Genomic DNA, 14288 nt, shown 5'->3' on the forward strand with positions numbered 1-14288 from the left:
CAGCTTGCTGGTCTTACTCCGGCAGGCCCTCGCCGTGCCCATCCTCGCTTCCGTCGGAAGCCTCACCATTTGCGGCGTCGGGCACTGCGCCGTTCTGCTCGTCGTCGCCGTTCGCCTCGCCCACTTCGGATTCGGCGACCTTCTCGATTCCGGCGAGCCAGGTGCCTTCGTCGAGGTTGATCAGCGTGACACCCTGGGTTGCCCTGCCGAGTTCACGGATATCCTGCACCTTCGTGCGGATCAGCACGCCGCCAGTCGAGATCAACATCACCTCGTCGCTTTCGTCGACGAGGCAGGCACCGACGAGCTTGCCGTTCCGATCCGAGGTCTGAATCGCGATCATGCCTTTCGTACCGCGACCGTGGCGGGTGTATTCGGCGACCGGCGTGCGCTTGCCGTAGCCGTTTTCAGTTGCGGTCAGCACCGACAGCGTTTCATCCTTCGCGACGAGCATTGCGATGACGCGCTGACCGTCCTCGAGGTTCATCCCGCGCACGCCGCGCGCCTCGCGTCCCATCGGCCGCACGTCGCCCTCGGGGAAGCGTACCGCCTTGCCGGCGTCGGAGAACAGCATCACGTCGCTGTTGCCGTCGGTGATCGCCACGCCGATCAGCCGGTCGCCGTCGTCGAGGTTCGCCGCGATGATGCCGGCCTTGCGCGGATTGGAGAACGCAGTCAACGCGGTCTTCTTGACGGTGCCCTCGGCGGTGGCCATGAAGACGAAATGATCGTCGTCGAACGTCTGCACCGGCAGAACCGCGTTGATCTTCTCGCCTTCGACCAACGGGAAGAGATTCACGATCGGCCGACCACGCGAATTTCGGGTGCCTTCAGGAACCTCGTAGACCTTCAGCCAATAGACGCGACCGCGGCTCGAGAAGCACAGGATGTAGTCGTGCGTGTTCGCGACGAAGAGGTGATCGATGAAGTCGTCATCCTTCATGCCGGTCGCCTGCTTCCCGCGCCCCCCGCGCCGCTGCGCGCGGTAATCGGTCAACGGCTGGCGCTTGAAGTAACCCGCGTGCGACAGCGTGACGACCATGTCCTCCGGCGCGATCAGGTCTTCGATGTTGATTTCCGCGGTATTGAGCACGATCTCGGAGCGCCGCGGGTCGCCGAACTGATTGCGGACCGCGTTCAGCTCCTCGACGATGATCGCGGTGATGCGCGCCGGATTCGCAAGAATGTCGAGCAGGTCGGTGATGACGTCCATCACCTCGCGGTACTCGTTGACGATCTTGTCCTGCTCGAGCCCGGTCAGACGCTGCAGGCGCAACTCCAGGATCGCCTGGGCCTGCGCATCGGATAGCCGGTAGCCCTGGGCCGACATGCCGAATTCGGGCGGCAGTCCTTCGGGTCTGTAGCTGTCGGCCAGCGCCCGTGCGAGCATCTCTTCGACGAGCGCGGAGCGCCAAGTGCGCGCCATCAGCTCGCGCTTCGCATCCGACGGGGTCGGCGCCGCCTTGATCAGCGCAATGATCTCGTCGACGTTCGACAGCGCGACGGCAAGGCCTTCCAGGATGTGCCCGCGCTCGCGCGCCTTGCGCAGTTCGAACACGGTGCGCCGCGTGATCACTTCCCGCCGGTGCGACAGGAAGCAGTCGAGCATCTGCTTGAGGCTCAGCGTGCGCGGCTTGCCGTCGACCAGCGCGACCATGTTCATGCCGAACGTGTCCTGCAGCTGGGTCTGCTTGAACAGGTTGTTCAGCACCACTTCCGGCACTTCGTTACGCTTGAGTTCGATGACGACGCGCATGCCCGACTTGTCGGACTCGTCGCGGATCTCGCTGATGCCTTCGATTTTCTTCTCGTTCACGAGCTCGGCGATGCGCTCGAGCAACGTGCGCTTGTTCACCTGGTACGGCAGCTCGTCGACGATGATCGCCTGGCGGTTTCCGCGCTCGAGATCCTCGAAGTGGGTGCGCGCACGCATCACGACGCGGCCCCGTCCGGTACGGTAACCCTCGTGCACCCCCGACAGACCGTAGATCAGTGCCGCCGTCGGAAAATCCGGTGCCTTGACGATCGAGATCAGCTCCTCGATGTCGACGTCCGGGTTCTCGAGCACCTTCAGGCAGGCATCGACGACTTCCCCGAGGTTGTGCGGCGGAATATTGGTCGCCATGCCGACCGCGATACCGGACGAGCCATTAATCAGCAGGTTCGGAATCTTCGCCGGCAGGATCAGCGGCTCTTTCTCGGAGCCGTCGTAGTTCGGCCCGAAATCGACCGTTTCCTTGTCGATATCGGCGAGAAGTTCATGGCCGATCCGCGCCATGCGGATTTCCGTGTAACGCATCGCCGCGGCGCTGTCGCCGTCGACCGAACCGAAGTTGCCCTGGCCGTCCACGAGCATGTAGCGCAGCGAAAAGTCCTGCGCCATGCGGACGATCGTGTCATAGACCGCGGAATCGCCGTGCGGGTGGTATTTGCCGATGACGTCGCCGACGATACGCGCGGACTTCTTGTAGGCCTTGTTCCAGTCGTTCGACAGCTCATGCATCGCGAACAACACGCGCCGGTGAACCGGTTTGAGGCCGTCGCGCGCGTCGGGCAGCGCGCGCCCGACGATCACGCTCATCGCGTAATCCAGATAGGAGTGCCGCATCTCGTCTTCGAGACTGATCGGCAACGTTTCCTTTGCGAACAGGGTCATTTAGCCGCAGCGGCGAAAACCGCTTGATCAAAAGCGTGGAATGTTACCACGCCGGACCCCCAGGACCGTTTCCGACCGGAGCCGCGGGGATGTCCCGCGATGCGCATGAAGATGCGATCGCTAACTACGGCGTCGGCCCCCTGCGCGACTGTTGTCCGCCCCCCCCCACGAGCACGCGCCCCAACCCCGCGTTCGCGGAGGCACGGCCGCCGCGCTATGCTTCAAGCACTTTCGGCCTCGCCCGCCGCTTCTGAAAATCGGGGAGTTAATAGCTTGAGTGAATCAATCGACCTGCAGATCAACGCACGCTGGATCATCCCGGTCGAGCCGGCCGATACCGTACTCGAGCATCACGCCGTGGCGGTACGCGCCGGCCGCATCGTCGCCGTGTTGCCGCGCGACGACGCGCACTCACGCTTTCATCCGGAGAAAACGGTCGAACTGCCCGAGCACATCCTGATGCCCGGCCTGGTCAACCTCCATGTTCACTCGGCGATGAGCCTGATGCGCGGCATCGCTGACGATCTGCCGCTGATGCGCTGGCTGCAGGAGGCGATCTGGCCGGCCGAGGTCAAGCACATGTCGCCGGACTTCGTGCGCGACGGCACGCTGCTCGCAGCGGCCGAGATGCTTCGCGGCGGAATCACCACATGCAACGAGATGTATTTCTATCCCGGCGCGGCCGCCGAAGCATTTTCCCGCGCCGGAATGCGCGCGATCGTCGGCGTCACCGTGCTCGACTTCCCGACGCCCTACGCCAGCGACGCCGACGATTACCTTCGGAAGGGGCTCGCTGCGCGCGACAAATGGCGCCACGACCCGCGCATCGGTTTTTCGTTCGCGCCGCACGCCCCTTACACCGTCTCGGACGCGACGCTCGCCCGCATCGCGACCCTCGCCGCCGAACTAGACGCCGGCATCCACGTCCACGTTCACGAGACGGCACAGGAGGTCGCCGATTCAATCGCCCAGCATGGGGTACGCCCGCTGGAGCGGCTGGCGAGACTCGGCCTGCTCGGCTCGAACGTCATCGGCGTTCACGCAGTCCATCTCGACGCCTCGGACATCGACATCCTCGCGCGCAGCGACGCGAGCATCGCCCATTGCCCGACTTCGAACATGAAGCTTGCGAGCGGCATCGCGCCGATCACCCGGCTGCTCGACGCGGGGATCAACGTCGGCCTCGGCACCGACGGCGCCGCAAGCAACAACCGCCTCGACATACTCCAGGAGATGCGTCATGCGAGCCTGCTCGCGAAGGTTTCGACGCTCGATGCCACGGCGATCCCGGCTCACGCCGCAATTCGCATGGCGACGCTCAATCCCGCTCGCGCCCTGGGACTCGGCGACCGCATAGGCTCGATAATTGCGGGCAAGGAAGCGGACCTTTGTGCGGTCGCGCTCGACCGCATCGAGACCCGCCCATGCTTCGATCCGGCCTCCCATCTCGCGTACGTCGCCGGCCGGGAGCATGTGTCGCACGTGTGGGTAAGCGGCGAAATCCGCGTAAATAAAGGACTATCGATGTTGCAATTAAACAACGCTGAATTGCTCGCGTTTGCGGCCGTGTGGCAAACTAGGCTCAGTAGCTGAACTGGATATGTTTAGCTCTTACTCTTGGCGAGTATGGAAGAATTCATCCGCCGGTTAAAAACAGTCGCCCTACTCATCCTCCTGCCCATCGACGAGGAAATCATGATCAAACAGACCAAAAAGCAGATGTTCGCACTGGCCGCAATTGCCTCGATCGGCCTTTCCGCCTCCGCCGCGTTCGCCCAGACCAAGGACGTCGTGGTCGATGGCAAGGGTGAGGTTCCCTACGCGATCGACGCCCGCAACGCGGTCGCCCGCAGCGGCACCGGCCTGTGCTGGAGAACGGGTTACTGGAGCCCGGCGGCAGCGGGGACGGCGATGGCCGGCCAATTCCCGGCGGGCTGCGAATGCGACAGCGACATCGTTCCGAAGGACAAGTGCGTCGTCGCTGCTGCGCCGGCCCCGGCTCCCGCCCCGGCTCCGGCCGCTGCGCCCCGCCCCACCGCGGAGAAGGTGAAACTGTCTGCCGACACGCTGTTCGATTTTGACAAGGCAGTCCTGAAGCCGGAAGGCCGCAGCAAGCTCGACGAACTGGCCGCCCAGGCCAAGGATGTGAAGCTGGAAGTCATTCTCGCCGTCGGTCATACCGATCGCCTCGGCTCGGATGCCTACAACCAGAAACTCTCCGAGCGTCGCGCGAATGCGGTGAAGACCTACCTCGTCGGCAAGGGCATCGAAGCCAACCGCATTTACACCGAAGGCAAGGGCGAGCGTCAGCCGGTAACCGGCAACAACTGCTCGGACAAACTCGGTCGCAAGGCTCTGATCGAGTGCCTCCAGCCGGATCGCCGCGTTGAAGTCGAAGTGATCGGCACGCGCTAACTCGTTACGCACCTGCTGTCGGAAAGCCCTGCTTAGGCAGGGCTTTTTCATTTAGCGAGCCGAACATCGGGTGCGAGTGACGGTCTCAGACCGATAAATCGCGAGGATTTTCAAATTGACGAAGACGAATGCTGATCCGATCGAATTGCAGAAATTCAGTGATCTCGCTCATCGCTGGTGGGACCCGGCTTCAGAATTCAAACCGCTCCATGAAATCAATCCGCTGCGTTTGGGATGGATCGATCGGTGCGCGGGACTGAGCGGAAAACGCGTCGTGGACGTGGGCTGCGGCGGTGGAATCCTCGCTGAGAGCATGGCTTCCCTCGGCGCGTCCGTCTGCGGAATCGACCTTTCAGAAAAGGCACTCGGCGTCGCGCGCCTGCATTTATTCGAGAGCGGGCAAAAGGTCGATTACAGCCTCACCAGCGCCGAGCAATTCGCCGCCGAACAACCGGCGAGTTTCGATATCGTTACCTGCATGGAAATGCTGGAGCACGTGCCCGATCCCGCGAGCACGGTGTCGGCTTGTGCGCGATTGGTCCGACCCGGAGGTGACGTCTTCTTTTCGACGATCAATCGAAACGTGAAAGCCTATTTGCTCGCTGTTCTCGGCGCGGAATACGTTCTAAACCTGTTGCCGCGCGGCACACACGAGTACGCGAAATTCATCAAGCCGTCCGAGCTTTCGCGATATTGCCGCTCGTCGGGACTCGATACCATCGAACTCCTCGGCATGAGCTACAACCCGCTGACGAAGACCTACTCGTTGGGGCAAAACACGGATGTGAATTATCTGGTTCACGCGAAGCGCCTGGCTTGAACCGTTCGTCTCGGAAGTGCGAGTGCCGCGAAACCGTCCACTGATGATCGGGACATAGAATGCTTGCGCTTGACCCGGTTTCGTCCGAGCAGGCGCCCCCCGCGTCGATGGCAGGTCTCGGTGCAAAAAAAGAAAACCCCCGAACCTGACGGTCGGGGGTTTCGGGTATTGGTGGTGGGATGGTACCCCGCATCAAACGACTATTGAAAGTACGGAATCGAAGCGCTGCGGGCTCCTGCGAACCATTGCGAACTCGATCGAAAAGTCTGCCGGAGCGCCCTTCGGCGGCGGACGATCAAACAGGTTTTTCGCCTTGATCGGTCACCGGAAATGCCGTTCAACCTCGTCTGCTTTCCGGGGCCAGTTCAATTCCCAAACGCGGAATCGAACCCGCGTCCGTCGCCCCGACCAAAAGCACACCCATTTACACCCATTTCGGACGCGTGGCACCGGCCCGGAACCCTCTTCCGGCGAATGGCGTCATCTTTCTCCGCATCCTGTGCGGTGAATAACTTGCACATGCGGAGAATTCGGCCCATAATCGCCGCATGAATAGCGGTGATTACAAATACATCTGGCAGGCCAGCGACTGGCCGACCTGGCGCTTCGACCTGGCAGCTCTGGCTGGACCTATGGCCGAGGTCAGTCGTGCCCAAGGGCTCCTGATGGGCCGCCTGGCCGACGTGGGCATGGCGCTGCGCGACCAGGCCAGCCTGGCCGCGCTCACCGAGGACGTGGTCAAGACCAGCGAGATCGAGGGCGAGCAGCTCAATGTCGAATCCGTGCGTTCATCCATCGCCCGCCGGCTGGGCGTGGACATCGGCGCGCTCGCCCCGGTCGATCGCCACGTCGAAGGCGTGGTCGAGATGGGGCTCGATGCCACCGCCAACTGCCATGCGCCGGTGTCGCGGGAGCGGCTGTTCGGCTGGCACGCAGCGCTGTTTCCTACCGGCTACTCAGGCCTCTCCAAGATCGAGGTCGGCGGCTGGCGCGACGATGCCAGTGGTCCGATGCAGGTAGTCTCCGGGCCCATCGGTCGCCAGCGCGTGCATTTCGAGGCGCCGCCCGCCGATCGTCTGGAGTCTGAAACCAGCCGATTCCTCGACTGGGTGAATGGAGCGCTGAACGAACCGCCGCTCCTCAAGGCCGGCCTGGGGCATCTCTGGTTCGTCACCTTGCACCCGTTCGACGACGGCAACGGACGTATCGCTCGGGCCATCGGCGACCTGCTGCTGGCGCGTGCCGACGGCAGCCCGCAACGCTTCTACAGTCTGTCGGCGCAGATCCAGCGGGAGCGCAAGGCCTACTACGACATCCTGGAGCGGACCCAGAAGCGATCGATGGACGTCACCGAGTGGCTCGCCTGGTTCCTCGATACGCTGCATCGCGCTGTCGATCAGGCGCAGCACACGCTCGACGCCGTGCTGACCAAGGCTCGCTTCTGGCAGCGCTGGGCGACCATGCCGTTGAACGAGCGACAGGTGAAGTTGCTCAACAAACTGCTCGACGGCTTCGAAGGCAAGCTCACCAGCAGCAAGTGGGCGGCCATTGCCAAGTGTTCGCCGGACACGGCTCTGCGTGACATCAACGATCTACTTGGGCGAGGTGTATTGCGGAAAACGGATGCGGGTGGGCGTAGCACCAGCTATGAGCTGAACGATCTGCCAGAGTAGCCGCGTCTGGAATTAACTTGGCTCGTGGGCGGAACAGCGCCTTCATGGACTCCTGCCAACTCATTCGGAAGGAGACCAAGATGGACGTCGTTCACCTCAATCAAAAGCAACTGGCCGCGCGCTGGCATCTCAGCGAGGCCACCCTGGAGCGCTGGCGCAGTGAGGGGCTCGGACCCAAGTTCCTGAAGCTCTGCGGCCGGGTGATCTACCGCCAGATCGACATCGAGGCCTATGAGGAGTCCTGCTTGGCGACCTCGACCAAGACGGTCGTGGCGCAGACCAGTGCCGGCTGAAGGATGTTCCGTATCGTCGGTAGATATTGCCAAGTACCGACGTTTCGCAACACGACGGCACCAGCGACGACGCTTACAAGCCAGATTGCCGGGGTATTGAAAGTCCGCAGTCCGCAAGCGCGGACCGATCAAGCGGTTTGTTGAAAATCAACAACCTACCATCAGACTGTGCGGACTATTTCGAACTCCTGCGGGTCCCTGCGGAAAGAATCGAACACTTGCGGGGTATGGGTGGGGTGGAACCCTGCGCCAAACCTACGTAACTCAGCGCCTTAGAACCGCTGCGAACTCCTGCGGAAAGGTACGGAATCCAGCCCCTACTGCTGTCAATCCTATCAGTGCTGCCCGTCCGAGGTCACCAGACAAGTGCATCATGCAGGACGCCAGTTGAATTCCCGTTTGCGGAATTGAACCCGTGTCCGCAATTCCGTTTCAGCTGGCATAGCTTCACTGAGCCAGACCAGTCCCAGGCAGGACTGCGTGCTTCCGAAGTAAGCGGCGGAAAAACCCTTCGATCCGTTCTGCCGATCCGTGACCGGTGAGCTCGTTGGCGCCGAAACGGTAGACCTCGTACCCGGCAAGCCGGAGGTCACGGTCGGCCGCCACCATGTCCGCGTACCTGGCAAGAGAAGGTTTCCCGTCCTCCGCGAAGTGCTGAGATCCGTCGACCTCGATAACCACACGGCCTGCGTCACTGAACAGGAGCAGGCAGAGAAAACGGAGAACAGAGAGGCACCGGAAGGGGTGAAAACGATGGGTTCGCAGGGGTGGCGCTCGCGAGGCCAGGCCCGGAAACCGCGCCAACACTGGGGGAAACGGGCGAAAAAAAACCAACCGAGAACGGTTGGTTTTTTGAATAGTGGTGGAGCCGGGGGGAATCGAACCCCCGTCCGCAAGCCCTCTACAGACAGATCTACATACTTAGCCGCTCTATTTGAATTTAGCTACTGGCTTAGCCGAACGGCAGGCCGACCAGCGGCGAGTTACCTTGGTTTTAGCCGTTGCGCCAAGTAACCCGGCGCAACTAGCGAGTCTCTGTAAATGACACTGCAGCGGCTCAGCTTACGCTGAGACCACCCGGCCCAGAGACCTGCCGGTGCAGCGCCCGCCGGGATTAAGCGGCGAGAGCGAAACGCTCGTCGTTGGCGTTTGTTGATTTCCAGATGGATTTACGAGGTCACTGGTCCTCGGTATGCACTGCGCTGCTTCGCGACCCACGTCGAAGCCAAGTCGGCCCCCTGTGAGACGTTACCTATCTGGCGACTGGTTGCTGTAATTTCAAGCCGCCGCGAACGGTACCACACTAAGAGAGCGACTAACGCTCGAGAGTTCCACACGAGCCGAAATATTTCTTTCGGTTCCGATGACGGGCGGAGCCCGTCATCGGAAAGCCGCAAGCGGTCCATCGAGCGGAACCACACTCAGAGGGGTCGCTGCCGCGAGAAGATCACCATTCCCGAGCGGCATCAGTCGTCAGTGCAAGCGGCGCGCGTCCTCCGCCTGGTTTCGTTGCCCGCCTGCTGCGTCACGCGCCGCGACCCCGGTCTCCAGGTAGGATTTCACCCGCATCAGGTCCTCGTCCATCTCGCTCTTGGCGTCCTTGCCGAAAAGTCGGGCAGCGGCATGCCCGAGCGCGCCGGCGACGGGCGTGTAGCCCATCGACACGCGCAGGCGAGTGCCCTCACCTTCAGGTTCGAAGTCGATCCGCCCTTCGCTTTCCACCGGCGTGCCGGGCAGCGTGTGCCACGCGAGGCGCCTGTTCTCCTCGCGTTCGACGATCTTGGCATCCCATTCGACCGGCCCCAGCGGTCCGGCCACTTTCCAGTGCCAGCGGTCCTCGCCCGCAGGCTGCACCTCCTGGACGTTGCGCATGAACTGGGGAAAGTTCTCCTGATGGCGCCAGAAATCGAACACGCGCTCCGGAGGCGCAGCGATGAACATCTCCTTGTCGATATGCACACTCTTCGTCCGCGAAAATCCCACCGTCCGCTTGAGGCTCTTGTTCCCTGCGGCACGCATCAACAACGCGCCGCCCAACACCGGCCCCACGAGGTTCGTCGGCGCACCGCGAAACAGGCTCGCGACAGCCAACGATGCACCGGCCGCAGCGGCGAGGACGCGGACCGACGGTGGCCAGTTCTCCGTAACCCCATGGCCCGTCGACGAACGAGACTGTCGGGCGCCCTGCAGGGCGGAGATGTTCCCGGGATGATCGTGAACCTCCAGCTGGTCATCCACCCCCTTCACGCCCCGCACCGACCACGCCGCCCTCATCAAACGGCTCACCTCGCTTGCCAGCACCGGTCCCGCAAGAATGACAGTCCCGTCGTCCTGAGCCCGCACCTTCAGCGCCCCCGGGGTCGAAACGGCGCGCCCGATCCGTGCACGCACGCGCTCCTCGATCACGCGCGGCGAGGCGTGCCGTTCGCCCGAAAGCCGAGCACCGATTGTCGTGCGCAGGCCCTGCGTACGGTTGGCGGCGTCCCGGGACACCACTTCGGCTAGATCGGACACGCGGTGCCGCGTCTTCCTCATCTTGTCCGCGAGCAAGGAACGCCGCCGGCGTCCGATATCAGGGTCGAAAAGATACATCGCGAGCAGTCCGAAGCTGAAAGCCCTCGCAACTGCCACAAACCGATTCTCGCTGCTTCTCATCACACACCTCCTCGCCGAATTGCCAGCGACGCATTGCGTTCAGTGGCTGCGTTCAAGCAGAGGTGGGCTGGCCTGCTTCGTCGTGTTTTCTGCTTTGCAGCCGCGGACAGAGATTGAAGACGACGTAAAGCTTCAATGGGCAAAAGACGTGCCGTACAACGGCCAGCGGACCCGGTGCGGTGCGGTGCTTCGCCGGCTGTCTGTAAAACTTTCACGCCTCTGCACATTCCTTCAAGGGCAAGAGGCATCGGCGTCTAGCGCTGAATCGAATCGACGTAAAACCCTGTGCCCATCGACGTCACGCGACATCGGCCGTGAGAAGCGCGGGCATTCCGCCTCGATCAAGCCTTTCGCCCGAAGGATTCGGCATCGTCCAGAAGATCCCGTACCTCGTCGTCACTGATCTGCGGAAGATCGCGGTACCGGAGGCCGACTGCCTGGAACGGGTCCGGCTCCGCGAGACAGACGGGTTCGTCGGCGTCGGTCTCGATCCGGTGGCAAGTGTCGGGCGCGGCAACCGACACGGCGACCACCGGCCGAGCCGGAGCCGAACGGCGTAACGCGATCGCCGCGGCGCGTCGCGAACCCTTTCAGGCGGTCGGCAAGCAATCGGCCCGCCTCGCACCGGTCGGAATATCGGTCCGACATGCGGTTCTCCGCTTACACGCGTTCCGGCAGATGGCGCCTGAACCACGCGGCCGCATGCTGCGCCACCGCTTCGAGCGTGCCCGGCTCCTCGAACAGATGGGTGGCGTTCGGAATTATCGTGAGTTCCTTCGTGCAGGAAAGTCGGGCGAACGCCTCCTGGTTCATCCGGATGACCGGCCCGTCGAGCCCCCCGACGAGAAGCAGCGTCGGGGCACGCACGGCGCCCAGTGCGTCCCCGGCAAGATCCGGCCGTCCGCCGCGCGACACCACCGCCCTGACCTCGTCGCCGAGTGCCGCCGCGGCGACCAGAGCGGCGCCGCCGCCGGTGCTCGCACCGAAATAGCCGACCGGCAGACCACCAAACTTTGATTGACGCCGCAGCCAGTGCGTCGCTTCCTCGAGGCGGCGCGCGAGCAGGCCGATGTCGAACCGCAATTCGCCGGTCGAGGCGTCGACCGCCTCTTCGTCGAGGCTCAGCAGATCGAACAACAGCGTCCCGATCTTCGCGTCGCAAAGGGTGCGCGCAACGTAACGATTGCGAGGGCTGTGCCGGCTGCTACCGCTGCCGTGCGCGAAGAGGACAACCCCGAGCGCGTCGGCCGGAATCGTCAGCTCGCCCGAGAGCCGCACGGATCCGGCCGGGATCTCGACCGTCTGCCCCGCGCTCGATGACTTGTCCGCCGAAGTCGCCATACGCCCTCCTTCCAACCCCTCAATTCGCGCTCGCAGGCCGCGAATCGCTCCGGTTTCGTCAAATCGCGCTCGGATAAGTCTCCATCTCCTGCGGCAGATCGCTGTGCTTCCACAGATCCGAAGGATCCAGCGGCACCAGAGCCCTCGTCTCGTCGAAATGGATCACAGCGTCGAACTGCTTCGCCAGATCGGCGTAGAAATAGTGGCTGACGCGTTCGGACTCGGGCAGATAGATGACCCCGATCGCCCGCTCGAGGTGGCGCTCGCGGCGCAGCGCAGGCGCCTCGGAAGAAATCAGGAGAAAGCGCGTGATGCCGGTCTCATGGAACAGACGTTCGAAGCTGTCGGGGTGCGAGTCCCGCACGTGCTTCAATTCGGCCGGCGCATCCCATTCGGACGCCGCCGTGACGGTTCCGCGATGGGTTGTGAAACCGACCAGTCGCGAGTGGGCCGGGCCGTAACGCTCGCGCACGAGCTGGCCGAGATTGAGTTCGCCGGATTCGCCCATTTCCGTGACGCGCGCGTCGCCGAGATGCGAGTTGTGCGCCCACACCACGATCCGGGCGGGTCGCCCGCGCCGGCCGCTGAGATGCTCGTCCAGCTCATGCAGCGTCTCGGCCATATGCGTGTCGCGCCGGTTCCACGACTCATTGCGGCCACGGAACATGCTCCGGTAATACCGCTCGGCGTTCACCGCGACCCGCGCGTTCTGCTGCACGTAGAAGAGCTCGTCGGTCGCGGCGACACCGTCCTGACACAGGAAGCGTTCGGCGTTATGCGTCAGTTCGACGAGTTGATGCAGGACCTCTCGCTCGCAATGCTCGACCAGGCCGAACGTGGTTGCGTAACCATAGCGCTGCGGATCTTCACCGATATGATCGAAACAGGCATAGCGGGCCCGCGCGCGCTGCTCGGCCTCCGGATCGACCGTCGCGAGATAGCGGACAACCGCGTCCATCGATGCGCGCAGACTGTAGAGATCGAGGCCGAAAAAACCGACGCGCTCCCCGGGACCGCGCAACTCGTTCTCGCGCTTCAACCACTCGATGAAGGCGAGAACCTCCGCATTTCGCCACATCCAGCGAGGGAAGCGCTCGAAGCGGCCCAGCGCCCTGTTCGCGTCCGGGTCCTGCGTCGCACCTTGTGCATAGCGACTCGCCCGCAGCGAATCGGGCCAGTCGGCCTCCACTGCCACTGCGTCGAAATCCTTCTCGACAATGAGCCGTCGCGTGATCTGGGCGCGTGCGTTGTAGAACTCGTGCGTGCCGTGCGTCGCCTCACCGAGGAGCACGATTCGGGCATCGCCTATGTTTTCCAGCAGTGGATCCCAAGCTGACGGCCCTTCTTTCAGCGGCCGCGCAGCGCCGGCAATCGCCTGCACCAGCGTCCGGTCTGCCATGACTATCCCCTCTTTGTCGGAAGAAGAATGTCCGGGCAATGCCCGTGCCCGACCGTAGCCGGGCCCTGCTGCGGTGAACGGCTCGACCGCCGCAACGTCCTTTCAGGCGTGCTTGGCCTCATTCAGGGCAAAATCGATCCACGTCGCGGCGTTACACTAGTCGAGGCAGCAGTTCCTCCCGTCTTCCGCCCGGAGCGCTCGAAAAATGCCGGCGGAGACGCAGCGTTCACCCCGGTCCCGCTTCGTACCCGCCACCGTTCGGGATCGACCATCGAACGAGGGCCGCAATGAGTCACAAGCACGCGCATCTGCTACGGACGATCTTCCAGGACCCGATCGGCAACAACATTCATTGGCGCGAAATCGAGTCGTTGCTGCACCACCTCGGTGCCACGATCGAACCGTCGCACGGCGCGCGATTCCGTGTGGTGCTGAACAAGGCCGAGGGATTCCTGCATTACCCGCATCACGGCAGCACTTGCTCCCGGCAGGACATCAAGATGCTGCGGGAATTTCTCGCGCATGCGGGCGTGACACCCTCGACCTATCAGGACAAGGAATGAAGCGGGAGAGGTTGGGCGACGGACGGGCTAGCGTCTGACACGATTGAGAGGCGGATTCTCGATCCCGGTAGCGAAATCGGGTTTTAGCGTCGGGATTCTCGGCGAATTTAACGTGACGGAAAAATTCAGGGGGAAAGGCCTCCTTTTTCCCTACGTCGATTTCGCATTCGAATGAATCGGCACTCATGCCGGGACATCGCCGATCTGTGCCGCAAACGTCGACAATCGGCTTCCCGGAGTGAAACCGGGAAGCCGAATTCAACCGACGGCGCGACGCAGGAAAAAGGCAGGATTCCCGGCACCGGCAGGAAGAACGTTCTCAGGTGCTCTGCGTCAGTTCCGGCACGACCTCGAACAGATCGCCCACGAGGCCGTAGTCGGCGACCTGGAAGATCGGCGCTTCGGGGTCCTTGTTGATCGCGACGATGACCTTCGAATCCTTCATGCCCGCGAGGTGCTGGATCGCACCCGAC

Annotated in this window: 10 protein-coding genes, 1 other RNA gene and 1 pseudogene; 6 read left to right on the top strand and 6 right to left on the bottom strand. The window is 63.0% G+C overall.

Features of this window, described 5'->3' with window-relative positions:
• Positions 1 to 13: 13 nt before the first annotated feature.
• Positions 14 to 2656 (bottom strand): DNA gyrase subunit A, encoded by a 2643-nt coding sequence (gyrA, locus tag ROZ37_RS04720; protein ID WP_312657909.1) that lies wholly within the window; start codon positions 2654 to 2656, stop codon positions 14 to 16.
• Between the two features lie 273 nt (positions 2657 to 2929).
• On the opposite strand from gyrA, the gene ROZ37_RS04725 reads away from it, so the two are divergent.
• The 5 genes from ROZ37_RS04725 to ROZ37_RS04745 all read left to right on the top strand — a co-directional run bounded on the left by ROZ37_RS04725 (position 2930) and on the right by ROZ37_RS04745 (position 7857).
• On the top strand, positions 2930 to 4249 hold the full coding sequence (locus ROZ37_RS04725) for a TRZ/ATZ family hydrolase (protein WP_312657910.1): 1320 nt from the start codon (positions 2930 to 2932) through the stop codon (positions 4247 to 4249).
• A gap of 102 nt (positions 4250 to 4351) precedes the next feature.
• Positions 4352 to 5071, top strand: a complete 720-nt coding sequence (locus ROZ37_RS04730) for an OmpA family protein (protein WP_312657930.1) — start codon at positions 4352 to 4354, stop codon at positions 5069 to 5071.
• Positions 5072 to 5186: 115 nt separating this feature from the next.
• Entirely contained in the window at positions 5187 to 5891 is a 705-nt protein-coding gene (ubiG, locus tag ROZ37_RS04735; RefSeq protein ID WP_312657911.1) for a bifunctional 2-polyprenyl-6-hydroxyphenol methylase/3-demethylubiquinol 3-O-methyltransferase UbiG, read from the top strand.
• 548 nt (positions 5892 to 6439) lie between these two features.
• The gene (locus ROZ37_RS04740; protein ID WP_312657912.1) at positions 6440 to 7564 is read left to right on the top strand and encodes a Fic family protein; all 1125 of its coding nucleotides are present in this window, start codon (positions 6440 to 6442) and stop codon (positions 7562 to 7564) included.
• A gap of 80 nt (positions 7565 to 7644) precedes the next feature.
• Positions 7645 to 7857, top strand: coding sequence for a DNA-binding protein (locus tag ROZ37_RS04745; RefSeq protein WP_312657913.1), 213 nt, complete (start codon positions 7645 to 7647; stop codon positions 7855 to 7857).
• A gap of 860 nt (positions 7858 to 8717) precedes the next feature.
• Here the strand turns inward: ROZ37_RS04745 and ssrA are convergent.
• The 4 genes from ssrA to ROZ37_RS04765 all read right to left on the bottom strand — a co-directional run bounded on the left by ssrA (position 8718) and on the right by ROZ37_RS04765 (position 13252).
• Positions 8718 to 9095, bottom strand: a transfer-messenger RNA (tmRNA) gene (ssrA, locus tag ROZ37_RS04750).
• Positions 9096 to 9330: 235 nt separating this feature from the next.
• Complete coding sequence (locus tag ROZ37_RS04755; protein WP_312657914.1) at positions 9331 to 10512, bottom strand: SRPBCC family protein; 1182 nt, start codon at positions 10510 to 10512, stop codon at positions 9331 to 9333.
• Positions 10513 to 11172: 660 nt separating this feature from the next.
• A complete protein-coding gene (locus tag ROZ37_RS04760) occupies positions 11173 to 11853 on the bottom strand; it encodes a dienelactone hydrolase family protein (RefSeq protein ID WP_312657916.1) in 681 nt (226 codons plus the stop codon).
• A gap of 58 nt (positions 11854 to 11911) precedes the next feature.
• Positions 11912 to 13252 (bottom strand): erythromycin esterase family protein, encoded by a 1341-nt coding sequence (locus ROZ37_RS04765; protein ID WP_312657918.1) that lies wholly within the window; start codon positions 13250 to 13252, stop codon positions 11912 to 11914.
• Between the two features lie 287 nt (positions 13253 to 13539).
• On the opposite strand from ROZ37_RS04765, the gene ROZ37_RS04770 reads away from it, so the two are divergent.
• Positions 13540 to 13815 (top strand): type II toxin-antitoxin system HicA family toxin, encoded by a 276-nt coding sequence (locus ROZ37_RS04770; RefSeq protein ID WP_312657920.1) that lies wholly within the window; start codon positions 13540 to 13542, stop codon positions 13813 to 13815.
• 319 nt (positions 13816 to 14134) lie between these two features.
• On the opposite strand, the pseudogene ROZ37_RS04775 reads toward ROZ37_RS04770, so the two are convergent.
• Positions 14135 to 14288: pseudogene (locus ROZ37_RS04775) on the bottom strand (electron transfer flavoprotein subunit alpha/FixB family protein); the annotation flags it as partial.

The sequence above is a fragment of the Aromatoleum sp. genome (genome assembly GCF_032027225.1).
Taxonomy (GTDB): Bacteria; Pseudomonadota; Gammaproteobacteria; order Burkholderiales; family Rhodocyclaceae; genus Aromatoleum.

Excerpts from the sequence above, each read along its gene's own strand:
- gyrA (WP_312657909.1), bottom strand. The coding sequence starts at position 2,656 with ATGACCCTGTTCGCAAAGGAAACGTTGCCGATCAGTCTCGAAGACGAG.
- ROZ37_RS04730 (WP_312657930.1), top strand. The coding sequence starts at position 4,352 with ATGATCAAACAGACCAAAAAGCAGATGTTCGCACTGGCCGCAATTGCC.
- ROZ37_RS04740 (WP_312657912.1), top strand. The coding sequence starts at position 6,440 with ATGAATAGCGGTGATTACAAATACATCTGGCAGGCCAGCGACTGGCCG.
- ROZ37_RS04745 (WP_312657913.1), top strand. The coding sequence starts at position 7,645 with ATGGACGTCGTTCACCTCAATCAAAAGCAACTGGCCGCGCGCTGGCAT.
- ROZ37_RS04755 (WP_312657914.1), bottom strand. The coding sequence starts at position 10,512 with ATGAGAAGCAGCGAGAATCGGTTTGTGGCAGTTGCGAGGGCTTTCAGC.
- ROZ37_RS04760 (WP_312657916.1), bottom strand. The coding sequence starts at position 11,853 with ATGGCGACTTCGGCGGACAAGTCATCGAGCGCGGGGCAGACGGTCGAG.
- ROZ37_RS04765 (WP_312657918.1), bottom strand. The coding sequence starts at position 13,252 with ATGGCAGACCGGACGCTGGTGCAGGCGATTGCCGGCGCTGCGCGGCCG.
- ROZ37_RS04770 (WP_312657920.1), top strand. The coding sequence starts at position 13,540 with ATGAGTCACAAGCACGCGCATCTGCTACGGACGATCTTCCAGGACCCG.